Here is a 20,824-nt window from a genome sequence, read left to right as displayed (position 1 = left end):
GCATTATGTTAAAATAAAGACTGATATGGGTCAAATTATTATAAAGACAAGGCAAATATGTCGGAGATATAATAGAGATAAGAGCAGATTCTGCTTTTTCGCGGTCTCAAAATCATTTTATGTAAGGAGAGGAATGTTCAAGATGAAAAAAAGAGCGTTGATTTGTGTTGTGGCGGTTTGTCTGATGCTGTTGGCGGTGGCCTGCGGACCGTCGACGCCCAGCGATGGGAAGAGCTCCGGCAATGAAAAACTGGTGGTGGGTTTTGCGCAAATTGGTCAGGAGTCCGGCTGGCGTGACGCGGAGACCGCGTCGATACAGTTTTACGCCGGGCAGAACCTGGACACCATCGAACTCAAGTTCGCGGACGCGCAGCAAAAACAGGAAAATCAGATCAAAGCCATCAAATCCTTCATCGAAATGGGTGTGGACGTCATAGGAGTGGCCCCGGTTGTTGAGACCGGATGGGACGCCGTCTTCACCGAGGCCAAGGACGCCGGTATCCCAATTGTGCTGGTGGACCGCATGGCGAGTGTGGATGAGAGCCTGTACGCGACATTCATCGGCTCCGACTTCATTGAAGAAGGGAAGAACGCCGCCATCGAGATGAGTGCGCTGCTAAATGGTACCGGCAAGATTGTGCAGCTGGAAGGTACCGTGGGTGCCTCCGCCGCCAACGACCGCAAAAAGGGCTTCGAGGACGAGATAGCGGCCAATCACCCGGGCATCGAGATTGTCGCGTCGCAGACGGGCGACTTCACACGCGCCAAGGGCAAAGAAGTGATGGAGTCCTTCTTGAAAACATACGGCAGCGAGATCAAAGGGATCTACGGCCACAACGATGACATGGCACTGGGCGCCATAGAGGCGATCAAAGAAGCCGGGTTCAAACCGGGTTCGGACGTCGTAGTGGTCTCCGTCGACGGTGTGAAGGGCGCCTTTGAGGCGATGGCGGCCGGCGAGGCCAATGTCACCATCGAGTGCAACCCGCTGTTGGGACCGCAGTTCTTTGACGCGTGCCAGACGCTGAAGGACGGCGGCACGGTGGAAAAATGGATCAAATCCGAGGAAGGGATCTTCCGCGCCGACACGGCGGCGGCCGACCTGCCAAACAGAAAGTATTGATCAAACGACACAGGGTGTAGGAACAAAGCGTGAGTACAAATAAAAGTATGTCCGCCCCACGGAACATCATCGTTTCGTGGGGCGGACATCGGGAACCCCGCCGTGTCCGGCGGAGAACCAATCAGAGCGTCTTTCTCACCGCTGCCGAAAAGAGAACCGGCGCCGCGCCGGACACAAGCGCCGTGAGAGACGCCCGATGAAGATGAAGAGGTCTTGCCATGGACACACAGGAAAAGCTACTAAAAATGGAACATATTACCAAAATATTCCCCGGCGTCGTCGCGTTGCGCGACGTACAGTTTGCACTGCGGCGCGGTGAGATCCACGCGCTGCTGGGCGAAAATGGAGCGGGAAAATCCACCTTGATCAAAGTGCTGACGGGTGTGTTTGAACGAGACGAGGGGAATATTTTTCTGGAGGGGCGCGCCGTATCGCCCCAATCTCCCCAGGCGGCGCAGAATATAGGGATTAGCACGGTGTATCAGGAAGTGAACCTCTGCCCGAACCTGAGCGTGGCGGAGAACATCTACATCGGGCGCGAACCCGGATCCGCAGGGCGGATCGACTGGAAGACGATCAATCAGAAGGCGGCCGAGCTGCTGGGCCGCTTCGACCTGCATATCGACGTCACGCAGACGTTGGATCGCTATTCCGTGGCGGTGCAGCAGATGGTGGCCATTGCCCGTGCGGTCGACATCTCCGCGAAGGTGCTGATCCTGGACGAACCTACGTCCAGTCTGACGGCCGTCGAGGTGCAAAAGCTGTTTGAGATCATGCGGATGCTGAAGGAACGGGGCATGGGGATCATCTTTGTCACGCATTTTCTGGACCAGGTCTATGAGGTGTCCGATACCATCACCGTGCTGCGCGGGGGCGAGTACATGGGCTCCAGCCCCACGGCGGATCTTCCGAAGATGCAGCTCGTGGCTAGGATGATTGGCAAAGAATATGAGGATCTGGAGAGCCGGCTGTCGCCGGCGGCGGCCGACTGCGAGAAGAAAAATCTGTTTTTGCGTCTGGAAAAAGCTGCGTCCACACGGATTTCCGATGTAAACATAGACATTCACAAAGGCGAAGTGCTGGGTTTTTCTGGGTTGCTCGGATCCGGGCGAAGCGAAATCGCACGGCTGATCTTCGGCGTGGATCCCCTTGTGGAGGGCGGTGTCGAGATCGGCGGCCGGAAGGCGGCCGTGAAGGAGCCGATCGCCGCGATGCGGGCCGGAATTGGGTTTTGCCCGGAAAACAGAAAAAGCGAAGGCATTGTGGGGGACCTCTCGGTGCGGGAAAACATCATGCTGGCCCTGCAGGCCAAGCAGGGCGCGATGAAGGCGATGTCGCGCCGGCAGTCCGAAAAATTGGCGGACACATACATCGAACAACTGTCCATCAAAACACCCTCCCGGGAGCAGGCCATCCACAATCTGTCCGGGGGCAACCAGCAGAAAGTGATCCTGGCGCGCTGGCTTGCCACCAACCCGGATCTGCTGATGCTGGACGAACCGACGCGCGGCATCGACATCGGCACCAAAGCGGAAATCCAAAAATTGGTTATCAAATTGGCCGAAGAGGGCATGTCTCTTGTCTTCATCTCGTCGGAAGTTGACGAGATGGTTCGCTGCTGTGGACGAATGGTCGTTTTGCGGGACAAAAAACTGGTGGGAGAGCTTGTCGGCGAAGCGATATCGGAGGATATGATTGTCAAATATATGGCGGGAGGGGAACAGCTTGAGCCAAAAACTGAAACAGCTCGGTAAAAATCAGATCTTTTGGCCGCTCGTGGTGCTGCTGGCCATCCTGTTTGTGAACGGCATCGTATCCGGCGGCCAGTTTTTTGAGATGCGGATCGTGGACGGGCATCTGTACGGCAGATTGATCGACATCCTGCGCAACGGCAGCAAGCTGATGGTGCTGGCCATCGGTATCACCATGGCGCTGGCCACCGGCGGCACGGACATCTCCGTCGGTTCGGTCATGGCCATCTCCGGCGCGGTGGCGTGCAGCATTGTGGACGGCAGAATCCTGCCGGGCGCCTCCGGCAGCGTGACGGTCGCCATCGTCCTCGCGCTTTTGGCGGGGGTCTTGTGCGGCCTGTGGAACGGCGTGCTGATCGCCAAAGTGAAGATACAGCCGATCGTGGCCACCATGATCCTGATGGTGGCCGGGCGCGGCATCGCACAACTCATTACAGAGGGGAAAATTGTCACAATTAATTCCGATGCGTATTATTTTATCAATGGCGGATACATTTTGGGGCTGCCGTTTCCGCTGTTCATCGTGGCCTTTGCGTTTGTTCTGATCATGCTTTTCACGCGGAAGACGGCTTTCGGCCTGTTCATCGAGGCGATTGGCGTCAACAGCGTGTCGAGCCGTTTCACCGGCATCAAGGTGGATCGCATCAAACTGATCATCTACACGTTCTCCGGGCTGATGGCGGCCGTGGCCGGCCTCATCGAGAGCGCCGGCATCAAGGGCGCGGACTGCAACAACGCGGGTCTCTTGATCGAGCTGGACGCCATTCTCTCCGTGGCCATCGGGGGGACGTCTCTGTTCGGCGGCCGTTTCTCCATACCGGCCAGCGTTGTCGGCGCGCTTATCATCCAGAGCATCTCGACGTCGGTGCTGGCCATGGGTGTGGCGCCCGAAGTCACGCTCGTGGTCAAGTCTCTGATCGTGGTCGTCATCTGTCTGGTGCAGTCGAAAAAATTCAAAGAAGCGATCGCCAGAAAATTTTCCCGAAAGGTGGTGAAGGAGGCATGAGCGGCGCGGTACAAATACAGAAAAAAACCGGCAACAGAAATGTCTCGCTGCTGATCACCACCCTACTTTTTTTCGTATTGTTCGGGGCGGGTTCGCTGGCGTACGACCGCTTTTTCTCCCTGTCTACCTTCCTCAATCTATTCAATGACAACGCCTATCTCATCATTGTCGCGGTTGGCGTGACGTTCGTGCTCCTGACGGGCGGCATCGATATCTCCGTGGCGTCCACGCTGGCGTTCACCTGTGTGTTTTCGGCTCATCTGCTGCGTCTGGGTGTGCCGCCGGCGGTCGTGATCCCGCTCGTGCTCCTGATAGGGTTCGGCGTGGGACTCCTGATGGGGTATCTGATCCAGGCTTTTCAGCTGCAGCCCTTTATCGTCACACTGGCCGGGCAGTTTTTTATGCGCGGTTTTTGCGCGGTCATCAGCACAAATTCCATTCCTATCTCCGACGAATTTTATAAGTACATGGCCTTGGGCAAGGTGAGCATAGGCAAGGGGAAGCTGTACTATTACGTGTTCTTCGCGCTGGTGATCCTCGCGGCCGCATACTACACGCTGCGTTTCACGAGATTCGGCCGCGGCGTGTACGCCGTCGGGGGCAGCGAGCAGAGCGCCGTACTGATGGGTTTGCCTGTCGCCAGAATCAAAATTGCGGTGTACGCGATCTCGGGGTTCTGTGCGGCCCTGGCCGGTGTGGTGTTCAGTTTTTATACGCTGGCCGGCTACTCTCTGCAGAATATGGGGCTTGAGATGGACGCTATTTCGTCGGCGGTCATCGGGGGGACGCTGCTGTCTGGCGGCGTAGGCTCGGTGATCGGTACGACCTTTGGCGCGCTGATCCAGGGTGTGATCCAGACCATTGTGACGTACCAGAATTTGAATACCTGGTGGACCAAAGTCACCATTGCAGCGCTTTTGTGCGTCTTCATTGTCATCCAGCGGGGCATCGCGCTCAGAGCGGAACGGCGCAAACCGGGGTAAAAACCCGGCGGCCATGACAAGAGCGCCTGTTTTTACAATCAAAGGAGAAAAGAGAGGCCAAAGGTAGACAAAAATATAGGGGATATGATATAATAGACTGGATATTTTTTCCATATATGTAGCATTTTCATCAGGCAAAAGATTTCAAGTGAGATGAGAACGGGGACGCCGGCCATGAGACGACTGAAAATGAGACGATTGAACAAAGCTTTTTTAAACATCAAGTTTCGCAACAGGGTGATGATGTTCTGCATTTTGGTGGCCCTCATCCCCTTCATCATTTTCGCGGTGGTTGTCGGCAGCGTGTTTCTGACACAGGCGCGTACCATGACCATGGATCACACCGCCCAGCTGATTGGGCAGGTGCGAAACTCTCTGGACGTATACATCAGCGGAATCGAAGAAATTGTCAATTACATCGAGGCGGTGGCGCTGCGCCATGAGACGCTTAACATGTCCGCTAGGGACGCCAGGTGGGCGAACATACAGACGACGCTGGACAAAGAATTGGAAGAACTCGCCAAATCCCGCCCGGTGGAGATCGCAGGCATCCTGATTGCCTTTGAGGATGAAAGATATGTGGGGACCGGGATGTCGCGCATCTCGCGGGATCCGTTTACCGAGGAGAACTGGTACCGGGCGGCGTGCGCGGAACCGGCAAAAATGGTATTGATCTCCAACACAACCGGGCGCAACATTGTCACAAACAAGGACTACAGCGCCGACGACGTGTTTTCGCTGGTGAAGGCCATTGTGGACCCCGCCACCGGAAAGACGAGAGGCGTCGTGCTGCTGGACGTACGCCACGAGATCATCCAGGACTCCATCAACCGCGTCAGCATTGGGAAGCAGGGTTTTGTGTTTGTCTTGGACGACAGGGACAATGTGGTCTATGCGCCGGTGAACAACATTGTTTTCCGCGTGAACCCCGCTTGGCTCAGCGGCAACGGGAACCAGCCGGTCACGGTCAAAATCAAAAACGGCACGTATCACATCCGCTGCGACCACAGTGAATACACGGGGTGGAAGATGGTGGGCGTTTTCTCGTTTGACGAAGTGATGGGCGGCGTCAACAGCATCTATTACATTTTGATTTTGTTCATTTTGGGCACGGCGGGCATTGTGGCGGCCATGTCGTTTCAGATCGCAAATTCGGTCACAAAACCGGTCCACAAACTGAGAAGTCTGATGCGGGAGGCGGAATCCGGCGACTTGTCCGTCCGGTTTAACAGTCGGTACAACGACGAAATCGGAGACCTTGGCGTCAGTTTCAATCACATGCTGGACCGCATCCGCCAGTTGATTCAAAAAGTGTACGAAGAACAGCAGAGCAAACGGGAGGCCGAACTGAAGAGTCTGCAGGAGCAGATCAAACCGCACTTTCTCTACAACACGCTGGACACCATCACCTGGATGGCGCGCAGTTATAACGCCCAGGACATTGTTCTCCTTGTCGACGCGATGACCAACATGTTTCGCATCGGACTCAGCGGCGGTACGGATGTGATCTCGCTGGAGGAGGAGATCAAACATGTCTCCAATTACTTGTACATTCAGGGGATCCGCTACAAGGACAGGTTGAAGTGTTCCGTTCAAATCGACCAGACGCTGTACAACTACCAGGTTCCCAAGCTGATTTTGCAGCCGCTCGCCGAAAACGCCATCTACCACGGCATCAAACAAAAGCGCGGCGGGGGCACCATCACCATCGCGGGGGGGCTGTGCGGCGACAGCGATCTGTGGCTCTCCGTCAAGGACGACGGCGCGGGCATTGAAACGGAGCATCTGCAATATCTGAACGAGTGTCTGAGAAAGGTCTATAGGCAGGAAACCAAAGAGGGATTCGGCCTTTTTTACATCCAGAAGAGGCTGGCGCTGAGCTACGGAGAGAGCTATGGGCTGGTGCTGGACAGCACAAAAGGAAAGGGTACGGTTGCCACGGTGACCATCCCCTTGCGAGAGAGAAAATAAGACGCTTTTCACGTAAAAAGCGTGCGTATGAATGATTCAGGTGTCAGACGCACTTCTGGCACCTGCGCCATAAAGGGGGGAACGGACGTTGGCATACAAGGCGCTGATTGCGGACGACGAGGAGATGATTCGTGAAGGCCTTGTAAAAATGTTGTCCGGCGACGCCGCACTCCGGATCGTCGCCCAAGCGGAGGACGGGGAGACGGCCATAGAGCTGGCCAAGGAGCATCTGCCGGACATACTCTTTGTGGACGTAGACATGCCGTTTTTAAACGGACTGGAGTTCATCGAAAAGTTGTCCGACTTTTTAAGCGGCGCGGCGATCGTCATCATCACCGGCTACGACGACTTCAGATACATACAAAAGGCGCTGCGTCTGGGCGTCTTCGATTACCTTTTAAAACCGATCATGGAGTCCACCCTGTTTGACACGGTGGACCGCGCCAAGGCGTGGCTGTGCCAAAACAACAAGGAGATCAAGTACCTCGAGTGGGCGAAGCTGCAGATCGAAAAAAACCGCCGGGCGCTGACGACGTCGTTTTTTTCCGGGTGGCTGGACGGACACTACAGCGAGCCGGAGATCGACCAGCAGATTGAGTATTTGAACCTGCAAGTGCCGATTCCCTGCGGTATCACGGTGGTACACATCTCGTCCAAGGAGTCGCTGACCCTGTTGGAGCAGGGCTGGAACGAAGATCTCCTCTATTATGCCGCCGAAAACATTGCTCTGGAATTATTTTCCCACCTCGCGCCCGTTTCCTCATACCGCAACAGCGGGGGAGATCTGGTGCTGCTGTCCGCCTGCGAACCGCGTCGCCAGTGGACCGAGGCCGGCCGGGATCTCACGGAAGCGCTCCAGAAGCATCTGCCGGTGCAAATCGAACGGATGCAGGTGGTGTGTGACGCCAGAAGGCGGATGCCGGAAGTCTACCTCACCTCTATGGAGAAATTTCAAGCGGCCATGCAATGCTCCGTTCTGGTGACGGAGACCAAGCGGTATATTGAAAGGAACTACGGGGACATGCAGCTGTCTCTGCAGGCGGCGGCGGCCAGCCAGCACGTTTCGCCGGAGCATCTGAGCCGCGTGTTCCGGCACGAGACAGGCGTCACTTTTGTGGACTACGTCACGCAGACGCGCATCCGCAAGGCGGTGGAACTGCTGCTCGGCAGCGATTTGAAGATATACAGCATAGCGGAACAGACCGGGTATTCCACGCAGCACTACTTTTCCGTCGCGTTCAAGCGCGCGCTTGGTGTCTCTCCCATCGAATACCGCAAAGGGCACCATATAGGGCAACACAGAGTGATGGAGTGACGCGGAGATGACATGGGCACGGTTTCAAACTTGGAGAAAAGGCCGAGGTATCGCCGCCGTGCTGACGGCGTTTTCCTGCCTGCTTGCGATGCTGGCCGGGTGCGCGGCGCCCGATACGCTGCCGCCCGTCACGTATGTGATTGGCATCTCGCAGGCGAACATGCGGGAACCCTGGCGCCTCGTGCTGACGCGTGAGATTCAGGAGGAGGCGGCCAAGCATCCGGAGATCCGTCTGGTGTTCGTCGACGCGACACAGGACAGCGACAAGCAGATCAAAGACATCGAGCGCCTGCTCGCGTACGGCATCGATTTGCTGATCGTTTCGCCTTGCGACGCCAAACGGTTGACGCCGACCATCAGCGAGGTGTACCAAAATATCCCGGTGATCGTGCTGGACCGCGTGGTCGAAGGGTACGAGTACACCTTGTTCATAGGGCCGGACAACGAGTCCATCGGCAAACAGGCGGGGGAGGCCATCGTCAGCATGGCCGCGGGTCGGTCATTTTCAGTGTTGGAACTGCGGGGCGGCGCCGGTTCTCAGGCCAGCGCGGCGCGGAGCCGCGGCCTGGAGGGCGTGTTTATGCACCGCGCCAACATTCACACGCAGGTCGTCGTCGTGGAGAATGAATCGCGCGATGCCGCGGAGGACACCGTGGCGTCGCTCGGAGACCAGCTCAAAGATGTGGACGTGATCTTTGCCCACAACGACTATATGGCCCTTGGGGCCTACCGCGCCATACAAAACGGGATGAACGCCTCCCAAAAGATCATTGGGGTGGACGGCTTCGCGGGGCAGGACGGCGGGCTGGAGCTGATTCGCAAGGGTGTGATCGACGAGACCATCACCTGCCCCACCGGGGGGCGCGAGGCGATTCAGTTTTCGCTCGATATTTTGCAAAATGTCAGCGGCGTGCCCAAGCAGGTCATCCTGCGGAGCCACAACATCACGGGGGACAATTTGGAAAGTTATGAGCGAAGTCTGGACAAGGCGCCGCATGAGCTCACCGACATGATCCGCATCGGCTACGCCCAGGTGGGCACGGAGAGCGGATGGCGGCTCGCCAACAACAGCTCGATTCGCGAGGCCGCCCAAGACTTTAATGTGGATCTGACGGTGATAGACGCCAACCAGTCTCCGGAGCGGCAGATCGAGGCGGTGCGCACCTTTATATCCCAAAAAATGGATGTCATCGTGATATCGCCCATCATAGACAGCGGGTGGGAGCCGGTGCTGCGGGAGGCCAAGCGCGCGGGCATTCCGGTACTCCTGTCCGATCGCAAGATCAACACGGAGGCCGACGATCTCTTCCTCACATACATCGGCGGAGATTTCATTGAAGAGGGGCGGCGCGCGATGCGATGGGTGGAGGCGAATGTGCCGCCCGACAAACACCCGGTGCGCATTCTTGAGATTCAGGGGACCATCGGCGCGAGCCCGACAATCGAGCGAAAAGCCGGGTTTGAGGCAGTGCTGGCCGAAAACGGCAGCTATGGCATTGTCCACTCGAGCTCCGGCAATTACACGATCGAGGGCGGCCGTCAGGTGGTGGAAAATTACCTGCGGGCGAACGCTTGGGACATCGATGTGATCTTTGCGCACAACGACGACATGGCTTTGGGCGCCATAGAGGCGCTGGAGTCGGCGGGGATCAAGCCGGGAGAAGATGTCAAGATTGTGTCGGTAGATGGGACCAAGAGGGCGGTGAAAGCCATCATCGACGGCAAACTCAACTGTGTGGTGGAATGCGCCCCGTTTTTGGGGCCGCAGCTCATGAAGGCCGTGACCGACCTGATGATGGGCAAAGAACTGCCGCTGCGCATCATCACAGACGAGAGAGTGTTCACACGGGAAAACGCGGAGGAGGTACTGCCCGGAAGAAGTTACTGACAGAAAACCGGGCATCGGCGGGCGTGGCCCGACATGGCCGCGGAGGCGGGCCATAAAACCGTCGAATTTCATATTAAAAAGCAGGAAATTTTATCAATTCAAAAAGTGAGGTAAAAGCACATGAACGCGTATGTGCATATGCATGGAAATGCGAGAAAAACATGCTGGCGGACGGCTTTGTCGCTGCTGCTGGCGCTGGTCTATTTGACGGGGCTGCTGGCGGCGACGCCGATCGCCGCGCAGGCCCCGGAGGGGCTGGACGATCTGTCCACCACCGACGGATCTAAGCCATATCCCGCCGCCGTCGCCTCCTACTGCAACACGCAGGGCGGTCTGGACAAGACGGCGGCTCTGACCGACGGCGTGATCGCCTATACGGAGGGCGTTGAGGGCGGCGGCGCCGTACACAACCGTTGGACAAATTATGGCCATACCGACGCCACCACGGACTGGGTCGGCGTGCAGTTCGGCGTGACGCAGCTGGTTTCGGCCGTCGATCTGGAAGTATACATCGATCCGAACATCCCGCAGATCACAAATCCGGCCATGGCGCCGCCCGTCTCGATCGCCGTGACGTATAAGAACGACAGAGGCGATTTTGTCCCGGTGACCGGTGTGACGGCCAGTCCGGCTGTGCCGGCGGCGTACCTGAACACGCTCACGTTCGACGCCGTGCTGACGCGGGAGATTCGCGTCACGCTGGAACGTCCATCCGGCAAGTACGTCGGTCTGACGGAGATGACGGTCTACGGAAAAAGATTGGCCGCGTATGACGAGGCGGAGGTCAATCTGGCGTTGGTGTCGGGCGGAACGACCGTGACGGCCAGCCATTTCTACAGTGCCGGCGACAGTCCGCAGAGCGCGGCGGACGGCGTCGTTTCCTACACGGACGCCAGCCCGCGCAGCCGCTGGGCCCTGTGGAGTCACAGGGGTACGGCGGAATGGATCGACTTTCATTTCGGCAAAACAGCCCGCGTGAACCGCGCGGAGATCTATGTATTCACCGACAAACCCAGCCCCAGCAACACGGTGGAGCCGGCGTCGATCACCGTGCAATATTACGCGGACGGCACGTGGAAAGAGGCCGAGGTTTTCCATCAGGTGCCGGCCGCGCCCGTCGGCGCGAACCTGAATGGGGCGGGCGGACAGAATGTGATTGCCTTCCGGGAGGTCGTCACAGACCAAATCCGCCTGAACGTGCAGCTGAAAGAGGGCAAATCGGCCGCCCTGACCGAGGTGGAGATCTTCGGTCGGTATACGGAGGACGCGCCCCCGGCAGAGATCCCGTCCACCGAGGGCCTTGACAATTTGGCGCTCAATACGGCGGACGTGGGGTACCCCCAGGTGTTTGTCAGCATCCAGCCGGATCCGGCGACGGACAGCGCCGCGAGATTGGTAGACGGCGTTATCTCCGGTCTCCAGAATCTCTCCGGCTACGACACCGGCCCCAGAAGCCGCTGGACCAGCTACAACAACCCGGGTGTGATCTCCACCATCGGCTCGCGGTTCGCGGTGCCGCAGACGACGGAGATCGTGGATTTGTATGTGTACAACGACGGCGGGGGCTGTAAGCTGCCGAGTGCGGTGCAGCTTGAGTATTACGACGACGCGGCGGAGGCGTGGGCGCCTGTGACGCTGACGTTCGCGCGGGAAGATAAGACCGCGGTGTTCGAGCACCCCTATTCCGCGGGTAAGATTTTCCGGTATCTGTACGCGTTTGAGCCCGTCGTCACCACCTCCGTGCGCGTGCGGCTGACGCCCGCGTCCGGCGCGTCGCTGGCTGTCAGCGAACTGCAGATCTGGGGTGTGGAAATCTACCAAAACGGCCACAAACTGTCCGTACCGGCCAGCCTGTCGACGACGGCGGGAGAATCGGCGCCGACGGCGTCCGTGGGCGTCAAACTGCAGGCGCCGGCCCCGGACGGCGGCCGGACGGTCTATGTCCGGGCCACGGACGCCGCCCAAAACACGGCGGCGGTCTCCGTCACCGTGCCGGCGGGCGTGAGGGAGCGCGCGTTCGACATCAGCCTGGCGGGGCTGACGGCCGGCGCGGTGACGATCGAGTCGTCGCTCGACGCGGATTTCGCCGACGCCAACGTCTGTGCGGCGCGGCTGGTGGTGTATGTCCCCCAGTCGGTCGTCGATGACATCTATGAGGAGGTCAAGACACCCTACGAATACGGCGTGATCCTGCGGCCCGGCCAGGTCGGCGACATAGACAGCAATGTGGTCGACAACCCGCTGCCGTTCAGAATCCCCGGGGACGAGGACCACGTGTACATGACGTACGTCGCCCACGACGGCGTCGGGTACCAAACGGGCCTCGCCAGGTCGGCCGACTTCGTGACATGGGAAAAATTAGGAACTGTGATTGACAACCGGAACGTCCAGACCTGGGACAGGTACAACGCGGCCGGGTACATTGTCCGCGACCACGAGTGGGGCAAGGCGCCGTATCCGCACGTCGTGCCGGCGGACAATGAGGGTCCGTTCGCGGGCAAGTATGTGATGTCGTATCTGGCGAGCGATACGGCGGGTTACGAGGCGGGCGTCAAACGGGGCGGCATGGCCTATACCGACCGTCTGCTGGACGAGGACGGCAGCCCCGTGCTGTGGACACGCTGGCCCGATCCGGTGTTGGTGCCCACACACAGCTACGAGAAGAATATCATCTGGAAATCCATTGTCGTCTACGACAGCGAGAAGAAGCAGTACGAGATCCTCTACAACTGCGCCAGCGGCCCGGAGATCATCGCGCAGGCGTATTCCACGGATCTTATCCACTGGACGAAGGAAGAAGACAATCCCACAGTGGCGGCGGAGGTGCATGACGGATACAACTGGGGCAACACCCACAGCGCCGATCCGGACGTGGTGAAAATCGGCGATTACTGGGTCATGTTCTACTTCACGACGACGCCGGGCGGCATTGTGGACTCCTACGCGGTCTCCACCGACATGATTCACTGGACCAAATCGTTCAAAATTCTGACCCCCAGAAACGGCACGTGGAGCAGCACGTACGCCCACAAGCCCGGTGTGATCAAGCAGAACGGCGTCGTATATCACTACTACTGCGCCGTCGGCAGCCAGGGCAGGGTGAACGCCGTCAACACCTCGGTGGACCTGTCCGTAGTCCGGCGCGCGCAGGCCGTCACGGAGGCCGATTTTGCCGAAGCGTCTCAGTACAAGCTGGTGCAGAGCGCGCTTGCGAATTTGCAGTATGAGCTGCGCCGCGAGGACGGCTCGCTGGAGCGCGTACTGGCGGCCCGGGCGCTGCTGACCGAGGCGCTCGCCCCCGAGGCGGGCGGAACGCTGATACAGACAGAGCTCACGCTCACCCGGCGCACCGGCGAGGCGGACGCCGTCTTCGCGGCGTCGGCCACGGTGGGCAGCGCCGCCGACGGCCCGCAGACCGTCTCCGTGCTGCTCGCCATCTATGACGGCGCGGGCCGCCTGACCGGCGTGGCGTCGCACACCGAATCCGTCGCCCCGGGTGCGCTGTGCGAACTGACCGCCGAACTGGACACGGCCGGCCGGGACACGGCGCTCGTCAAGGCGTTTTTGTGGAAGGGAATCGTCCCCGTCTGTCCGGCGGTTGTCTATCAGGCTGCGTAGACACGGCCGCAATGCTATTTTGTTTGTGGAGGTGGTTATGGCTACCGATTCTTTTGGCCCGGCAAACGATGGTGGAGGCCGAAACGGCCGCGCCGTTTTGTTGCATGGTTGGTGCAGCGGTCATGCGAACACGTCCGTCCCGTTCCTCGGCCACGATCGTTTGTCTCAGGAGCAGCGCCAAATACGAGTCTTGCGTTTGCAATGGCAGAGTTTCCTGGCGTCCGGCCTCCATATCTCAGCGCACTGTCTGCGGCTTTGGGGTTAGCGCCCCCGTTGCTGCGGATACGCTAACGCTGAAGCTGTTCATCTGGGACAAGGCGCAGGTCCCGCTGGGCGAAGTTGCGACGCTCACCTGACGTACCGGCCCCGATCCCAAGCGTCGCGTCACTTGGGGCCTTGAGATTGGACCAATGCCGCCGGCGCCCGGTTCGCCGGTTCCGTGTTTAAAAATAAAACCGCCGTATGCGGGGAAGGGGATGCCAAGAAGAGATGAAGGTACGCAAATGGATGTGCGGGGCCGTGGCGGCGACCGTTGTGCTCACCGCGTTTTGGGCGGTCGCCGCCTCCGGCGCCGGTTCGCCGAAACAGCCAGTGCTTTGGTACAAATTTGACGAGACCGCCGGCGCGGTGGTGCGCGACAGCGTGGGAGACGTCGCCGGCGCGATCGCCGGCACGGCATACGAGTGGTCCAACACGGGCCTGAATCTGAAAAACGGCACGGATCTGGCGGGCGAGGACGCGGCGTATGTGCAGCTGCCGGCCGAGGCATTCGTGCAACCGGCGCTGCGGGATGTGCCGTACGACAGGGCAAACAACCTGACCAGTTTTACGGTGTCGTTTTGGCTGAGCGTGACGACGGACAACCCCTACCAGCGCTATCTTGAAGTGGGCGACGGCGCTGGCGACATCGGCCGCGCCTTTATGTGGATCGCCGACTTCAGAAACGGCGACATCGTTTGGTGCCTGACCGACGGCAGCGCGGCGCGCACCCAGTTTGACCTCGTGGCGGATCTGGACACCGCACCCAAGGGCCCGCTGGCGGGCAGCGGCTGGCGTCATATCGCCGTCACGCTGGCGGAAAACGAGCAGGGCATATTGTATGTGGACGGCCAGATGATGGGCACGAAAACCTTCCCGTCCTTCACCGCAGTCGACCTGAGTCAGGGGCAGAACTGGCTGGGGAAAACAATCCGGGGCGAGTATGGATACAATGGCAAATTCGACGATTTCCGCGTGTACGACACGGCGCTCAGCGCGGCGGACGTCTCCGGGCTGTACGAGGCAAAAGCGAAGCCGGATGAGCCGGACGCGTGGTACAAACTGGATGAGACGTCCGGCGCCGCCGCGCGGGACGCGGTGGCCGGACTGAACGCGTCCGTGATCAACGGCCAGTACGCCTGGGGGACATTGGGAGGCGCGGGGCTCGATCTGCAAAACGGTACGGCCCGGGACGCGGCGTTTAACAGCTATGTGATGCTGCCGGTTTCGGCGCTGACGAGACCGGAAAAACGCTTCGCTGTCCCATACGACAAAAACAACAATTTAACAAATTTTACCATGTCCCTCTGGGTGAATGTCAGGACGAACAATCTGTACCAGCGCTATCTGGAATTTGGTGATTCGCGTTCCGGGCACGCGGATTTCATGTGGCTCGCCAACTTTCAAAACGACAATGTCATCTGGACGATCACGACGAACAACAACACAGATACCCACAGCATCGTGTACAACACGGCCACCTCGCCGAAGGGCGGTTTCTCGCTGGGCGGCTGGCGGCACCTGGCCCTGACGCTGGAAGACACGGGTGGGGGGTACGGTTTGGGCCGGATGTATGTCGACGGTGTGGAAGTCGGCCGAAACACGCTGCCGCTGCTGACCCAGATCAATCTCGGCAGAGGCCAGAACTGGCTGGGAAGAACCGGCCGTCCGGAGGATTTTTACTACGATGGCGCATTGTCTGATTTTCGCATCTACGCCAGAGCGCTGGATGCAGAAGCCATTGCCGCGATCGCCGGCGAGACGCCCGCCCAAAGCCGGCCCCTGCGGGTTTCTTTTCGGACGAGTGGTCCATATATCAAGGCGGGCAGGGATTTCTCCGTCACGGCGGCCATTACCAACCCCTCCCGTGAGGCGGAAAAGGTGGCGGATGCCCTGTTGGTGCTGGCCGTTTATGCGCCGGACGGGAGGCTTTTTGACGTCAAACCGGCGCCGGTGTCCGGCATCGCGCGGGATTACGCAACGGCCACGGCGACGATACGGGTGAGGCCGGAGGTGGACGTGGGGTATCGCCTTCAATACTACCTGTGGGAAGACGGCACGTATATACCACTGGTCGGGCACGGCGCGGCGGAGGTGAACCCGAACCCGGATCCCCTGCCGGACGATGATCCCGTGCCCGAAGGCCTGGCGGAGAAGTGGAACGCGACGCTGCGCTTTGACGGCGCGAATAGCTACACGGCCGAGCGCCGTGTTCAGGACGACATGTCCGTCGCGTTCTGGATCCAAACGACCCAAGCCGCCGCCAACACGGCGCTCAGCTATCAGGGCACGGCCCTGTTTACGGCGGACATGGCCGGTGTGCGAGACGACTTTGGCGTCTCTATGGGCGGCCCCTCTGCCGGTGCCGGAAAAATCATCTTCGGCATCGGTGCGGAGGGCGGTGCGGATCACAACATCCGCGGGCTCACCACCGTCAACGACGGGCAGTGGCACCACGTCGTGTGCACCCGGCGCAAGAGCGACAACACGCTGCAGATCTTTGTGGACGGCCGTTTGGACGCGTCGGCCGTCTATCACGACGTCGGCCGCCCGCTCAACGATCCCCAGTACATTGTGATAGGCGCGCGTGGTGACGTGCAAAAGAGCTACGGCGGCAACAAAGGCGGCAACGCGACCCCGACGGATCAGGGGATGTTTATCGGCCGGATGTCGGACATTCGTTTCTACGATCGGGTGCTCCCAAGCGAAGATGTCGTGCGGCTGCGGGACGCCGATGCCCCCGCCGTACTGCCCGCGGTTCCGAAGAACGCTTCGGGTTATCTCCGGGTGATGACCATGGGCGATTCCATCACATACGGCTATTCCAACACCCAGGTCGAGGAGCAGACCGGGGGGTACCGTCAGCAGCTTTGGAAACGGCTCACACGTGCCGGAGTCGGCGTCGAGTTCGTCGGAAGACAGACCAACGGCCCGGACTATGTGGGCGCCCACAACCATGAGGGCTGGTCGGGGTCCGTGATACAGGATCATCTGGACAATCTGCACCATCAGATGGCCAATCGGCCGGACATCGTGGCGCTGATGATCGGCACCAATGACATCAACGCTTATTGGCAAAGCAATCAAGCAATGCTGGACACCGCTCCCGGCAGGCTGAACACGCTCATCGACCGCATTTTTGAAACATTCCGGGCAAATGGGACCGTGAACGGCAAGCTATATGTGGCGCTGTCGACCAAACGGACGCCGTCCGCATCGGGCAGTGTGACCGGCACAATCATGGACAGGATCGACGCGTACAACGAGGCCGTCGCACGGATTGTCGACGCGCGCAAACAGGCCGGTGAAAACATCGAACTTGTCGACATGTACACGCCGTTGCAGCACACGCAGCCGGACATGTACGACGGGCTGCACCCGACGCTCGCCGGGTACGCCAAGATGGGTGACGTGTGGTTTGACGCGCTGAAGGGCGATTTTGGCGTCGTGGGCGACCGGGTGAATCTGGCCTCCGGCGCGTCTGTGTCGGCGTCGGCTGGCACAAATGCGCCGGCGGCGACAGACGCCGAGCTCTCCACGGCCTGGGAGGCCGAAGTGGCTGACCGGCCGTTTATCACCGTCGATTTGGGCGAGGTCAAATCGTTCACCCGCGTGATGACGCAATTCGGGTTCCCCCGGGCGGGGTATTATTATAAATTGGAAGCTTCGGACAACGGGACGGACTGGACGCCGCTGGTGGATAAGACGGCGCAGACCTCCACCGAGAGCGTATACATCGACGATGTGGAGGCGTCGGCGCGGTACGTGCGCCTGACGGTGACGGACAGTGTGGTGAGACCCGCGCGGATGTCACTGTGGGATATGAAAATCTTGCAGTGAGTCAGATTTTTCTGATTTTTCCATAGAGTGTCTCCGGATGCTTCCGTGATTCCGGGGGCGCTCCATATCCTCTCTCTCTTTTCTCGCTGCTTCCTTGCAGCTCCGTGAAAACCGCCCCGGACCAAAAAGGTTCGGGGCGGTTTTCACGGACAGACAGCTCCCGAAAAGCAGATTTCTGATTTTTGGAATACCGTCAACAATTCAAGCAAGGTCAGCTTGAATCTGCTGCTCGATAAGCACGTTCGTATGGAATCGGTTGACGGCAAAAGCATCATCGTCATTGAAATCCCTCGCGCCGACAGAGCCTGTAAGCCTATCTATCTGAATAACAATCCTTTTGCTGAAACTTACCGCAGAAACGGCGAGGGCGATTATCGCTGTACCAGGGAAATGGTGCAGGCGATGGTACGCGACAACGGCGGCAAGACACAGGATATGCTGGTGTTGGATAAGCTGGCACTCGCTGTTTTTGATTATGACAGTCTGCGCCGTTACCGCAGCCGTATGAAAGTCACACGTCCTGGTCACGTTTGGGAGGAGCTTGAGGATATAGAGTTTTTGCAAAAACTCGGGGCGGTTGGTATTGGAGAGGATGATAAATGGCACCCAACGGCGGCGGGGTTGCTCATGTTCGGCTTTGAATACGAAATCTTGCGCGAGTATCCGCAATTTTTTCTCGATTATCAAGAATGTTTTGACGCGCAAATAGGCTGGACGGACAGAATCACCTCATCCTCCGGCGAGTGGAGCGGCAATGTGTACGATTTCTATTTCAAAGTCTACAACAAACTCATACAGAACCCGCGGATCAAAATTCCCTACAAAACGGAAGACGGCGTACACCGCGTCGACGACACGCCTGTGCACAAAGCATTGCGCGAGGCGCTGGCCAATTGCTTGACAAACGCCGATTATTACGGCTCGCGCGGCGTTGTCGTCCGCAGCCATTGGAACGAGATTGTTTTGGAGAACCCCGGCGGCTTTCGCGTCAGCTTCGGCGAGGCGCGCAGCGGCGGCGTGTCCTCTCCGCGCAATGCGGTCGTCATGAAAATGTTCAGCTTGCTGGACATCGGCGAGCGTGCCGGCAGCGGGATTCCGAATATTTATCACACTTGGAAACAGCAAAAGTGGGAGGCGCCGCGCTATGCGGAGATGTTTGAGTCGGATAGAACCATACTGTGCCTGCCCCTTGACTGAAATCTCCACAAATGTGCCAAAAATTACATTTTTGGGAAAAAACGCTCCGGACCGAAAGGTTCGGGGCGCGTTCCCTTGCCAGATGGCCCGGCGGATGATATAATTTATTGCAATTGGACTGCGGGCGCCGAGCCGAAAGGCGGGCGCCGGAATGTGGGGAAGAACCCATGTGGGTGGCTGACAAATGGCGGGACTACGAACTGTTGGACTGTACGCACGGGGAGCGGCTCGAACGCTGGGGTGCGTTTCACCTCGTACGCCCTGACCCCCAGGTGATCTGGGACACGCCGCGCACACACCCCGCCTGGGCGCGTGCGGACGCCCGCTACCGCCGTGAGGGCGGCGGCGGGCACTGGGAGGTGCACGACCTGCCGTCCCACTGGGACATCGCCTATGGAGACTATCGCTTCCGCGTGCGGCCGATGAACTTCAAGCACACGGGGCTTTTCCCGGAGCAGGCGGTAAACTGGCACTTCCTCCGCGCCCGCATCGCGAAGGCGAGGCAGGCCGTCCGCGTGCTGAATCTCTTTGCCTACACCGGCGGCGCGACCGTCGCCGCCGCCGGGGCGGGCGCCGAGGTCTGTCATGTGGACGCGGCGCGGGGCATGGTGGCTTGGGCCCGTGAGAACGCGGCGGTCTCCGGTCTTGCCGACCGGCCTGTCCGCTGGATTGTAGACGACTGCCGCGCCTTTGTTCAGCGGGAGATCCGGCGCGGCCGGCGCTACGACGCGCTGATTTTGGACCCGCCCTCTTACGGGCGGGGGCCGTCGGGCGAGGTGTGGAAATTGGAGGAAAGCCTGTTCGACTTTCTGACGCTATGCGCCGGCGTTCTCTCGGACGCGCCGCTGTTTGTCCTGCTGAACGCCTACACCACGGGTCTGGCGCCCGGCGCGCTTTCGTACTTGCTGAACAGCACGATGACCGCCCGTTTCGGCGGCGCGGCCGAGGCGGATGAACTCGGCCTGCCGGTGACCCGGACCGGGTGGATTTTACCATGTGGAGCGACCGGACGATGGATGCCTTGCTGAATTTTCAAGATGTGACGTTCGCCTATGCGCCGGACGCGCCGCCCGTGCTGGACGGTGTGTCGCTGACTGTTGGGCGGGGGGAGTTTGTCGCGGTGGTGGGGCACAATGGCTCCGGCAAGTCGACGCTCGCCAAGCACTGCAACGCCGTACTCATCCCGACCGCCGGCCGGGTGACCGTGGAGGGCCGGGACACGAGGGACGAGACGCAGACACTGGCGATCCGCCAGACGGTGGGTATGGTGTTCCAAAATCCGGACAACCAGATTGTGGCCACCACCGTCGAGGAGGATGTGGCCTTCGCGCTGGAGAATCTGGGCGTGCCCTCCGAGGAGATTGTGCGGCGCGTGGGAGACGCCCTTAAAGAGGTCGGCATGGAGGGGTACCGCGAATACGCGCCCCATCGCCTGTCGGGGGGACAGAAACAGCGCGTCGCCATCGCCGGCGTCATCGCGATGCGGCCGCGCTGCCTGGTTCTCGACGAGCCGACCGCCATGCTCGACCCTGTCGGGCGGCGGGAGGTGATAGAGACGATCCGGCGGCTGTGCCGGGAGCACGGCATCGCCGTCGTATTGATTACGCACCACATGAGCGAGGCGGCGCTGGCCGGCCGCGTGGTCGTCATGGACGGCGGCCGCGTGCTTCTGGACGGGTCTCCGCGCGACATCTTCAGCTGTCCCGGCGCACTCGCACAGGTGGGGCTCTCCGTACCACAGACGGTGGCGCTGGCCGAGGCTCTGAAAGCCCAAGGCCTGGACCTTCCGCCGGGACTCCTGGACGTAGACGCCTGCGCCGGAGCCATCTTCCGCGCACTCACAGCGCCGGGGAGATGAAACCAAATAGGCGGCT

At 59.6% G+C, this 20,824-nt stretch carries 12 protein-coding genes; all 12 read left to right on the top strand.

Annotated features, from left to right (window positions below; genetic code table 11):
- The first annotated feature begins 142 nt into the window (after positions 1-142).
- Positions 143-1,123 carry an ABC transporter substrate-binding protein gene (locus tag LBK75_00675; GenBank protein MDR1156811.1) on the top strand — a complete coding sequence of 327 codons (981 nt, stop codon included), beginning with the start codon at positions 143-145 and terminating at the stop codon, positions 1,121-1,123.
- 218 nt (positions 1,124-1,341) lie between these two features.
- Positions 1,342-2,877: a sugar ABC transporter ATP-binding protein gene (locus LBK75_00670; protein MDR1156810.1), complete on the top strand. Its 1,536-nt coding sequence runs from the start codon at positions 1,342-1,344 to the stop codon at positions 2,875-2,877.
- Positions 2,849-3,880, top strand: coding sequence for an ABC transporter permease (locus tag LBK75_00665; GenBank protein MDR1156809.1), 1,032 nt, complete (start codon positions 2,849-2,851; stop codon positions 3,878-3,880). The genes LBK75_00670 and LBK75_00665 overlap by 29 nt, the downstream gene beginning before the upstream one ends.
- Positions 3,877-4,863, top strand: a complete 987-nt coding sequence (gene yjfF, locus LBK75_00660; GenBank protein MDR1156808.1) for a sugar ABC transporter permease YjfF — start codon at positions 3,877-3,879, stop codon at positions 4,861-4,863. The genes LBK75_00665 and yjfF overlap by 4 nt, the downstream gene beginning before the upstream one ends.
- A gap of 174 nt (positions 4,864-5,037) precedes the next feature.
- Entirely contained in the window at positions 5,038-6,834 is a 1,797-nt protein-coding gene (locus LBK75_00655; protein ID MDR1156807.1) for a sensor histidine kinase, read from the top strand.
- A gap of 88 nt (positions 6,835-6,922) precedes the next feature.
- Positions 6,923-8,149, top strand: a complete 1,227-nt coding sequence (locus tag LBK75_00650; GenBank protein ID MDR1156806.1) for a response regulator — start codon at positions 6,923-6,925, stop codon at positions 8,147-8,149.
- A 7-nt stretch (positions 8,150-8,156) separates the two neighbouring features.
- The gene (locus tag LBK75_00645) at positions 8,157-10,037 is read left to right on the top strand and encodes a substrate-binding domain-containing protein (GenBank protein ID MDR1156805.1); all 1,881 of its coding nucleotides are present in this window, start codon (positions 8,157-8,159) and stop codon (positions 10,035-10,037) included.
- Between the two features lie 120 nt (positions 10,038-10,157).
- Positions 10,158-13,655 (top strand): hypothetical protein, encoded by a 3,498-nt coding sequence (locus tag LBK75_00640; protein ID MDR1156804.1) that lies wholly within the window; start codon positions 10,158-10,160, stop codon positions 13,653-13,655.
- Positions 13,656-14,144: 489 nt separating this feature from the next.
- Complete coding sequence (locus LBK75_00635; protein MDR1156803.1) at positions 14,145-17,753, top strand: GDSL-type esterase/lipase family protein; 3,609 nt, start codon at positions 14,145-14,147, stop codon at positions 17,751-17,753.
- Between the two features lie 246 nt (positions 17,754-17,999).
- Entirely contained in the window at positions 18,000-18,950 is a 951-nt protein-coding gene (locus tag LBK75_00630) for a hypothetical protein (protein MDR1156802.1), read from the top strand.
- A gap of 167 nt (positions 18,951-19,117) precedes the next feature.
- Positions 19,118-19,978: a class I SAM-dependent methyltransferase gene (locus tag LBK75_00625; GenBank protein MDR1156801.1), complete on the top strand. Its 861-nt coding sequence runs from the start codon at positions 19,118-19,120 to the stop codon at positions 19,976-19,978.
- A complete protein-coding gene (locus tag LBK75_00620; protein ID MDR1156800.1) occupies positions 19,963-20,808 on the top strand; it encodes an energy-coupling factor transporter ATPase in 846 nt (281 codons plus the stop codon). The genes LBK75_00625 and LBK75_00620 overlap by 16 nt, the downstream gene beginning before the upstream one ends.
- Positions 20,809-20,824: the final 16 nt, after the last annotated feature.

This window comes from Oscillospiraceae bacterium (assembly GCA_031265355.1).
In the GTDB taxonomy this organism is placed as follows: domain Bacteria; phylum Bacillota; class Clostridia; order Oscillospirales; family UBA929; genus JAIRTA01.
Note: the sequence above shows the minus strand (reverse complement) of the source record. Positions and strands in the feature narration are given on the sequence as shown.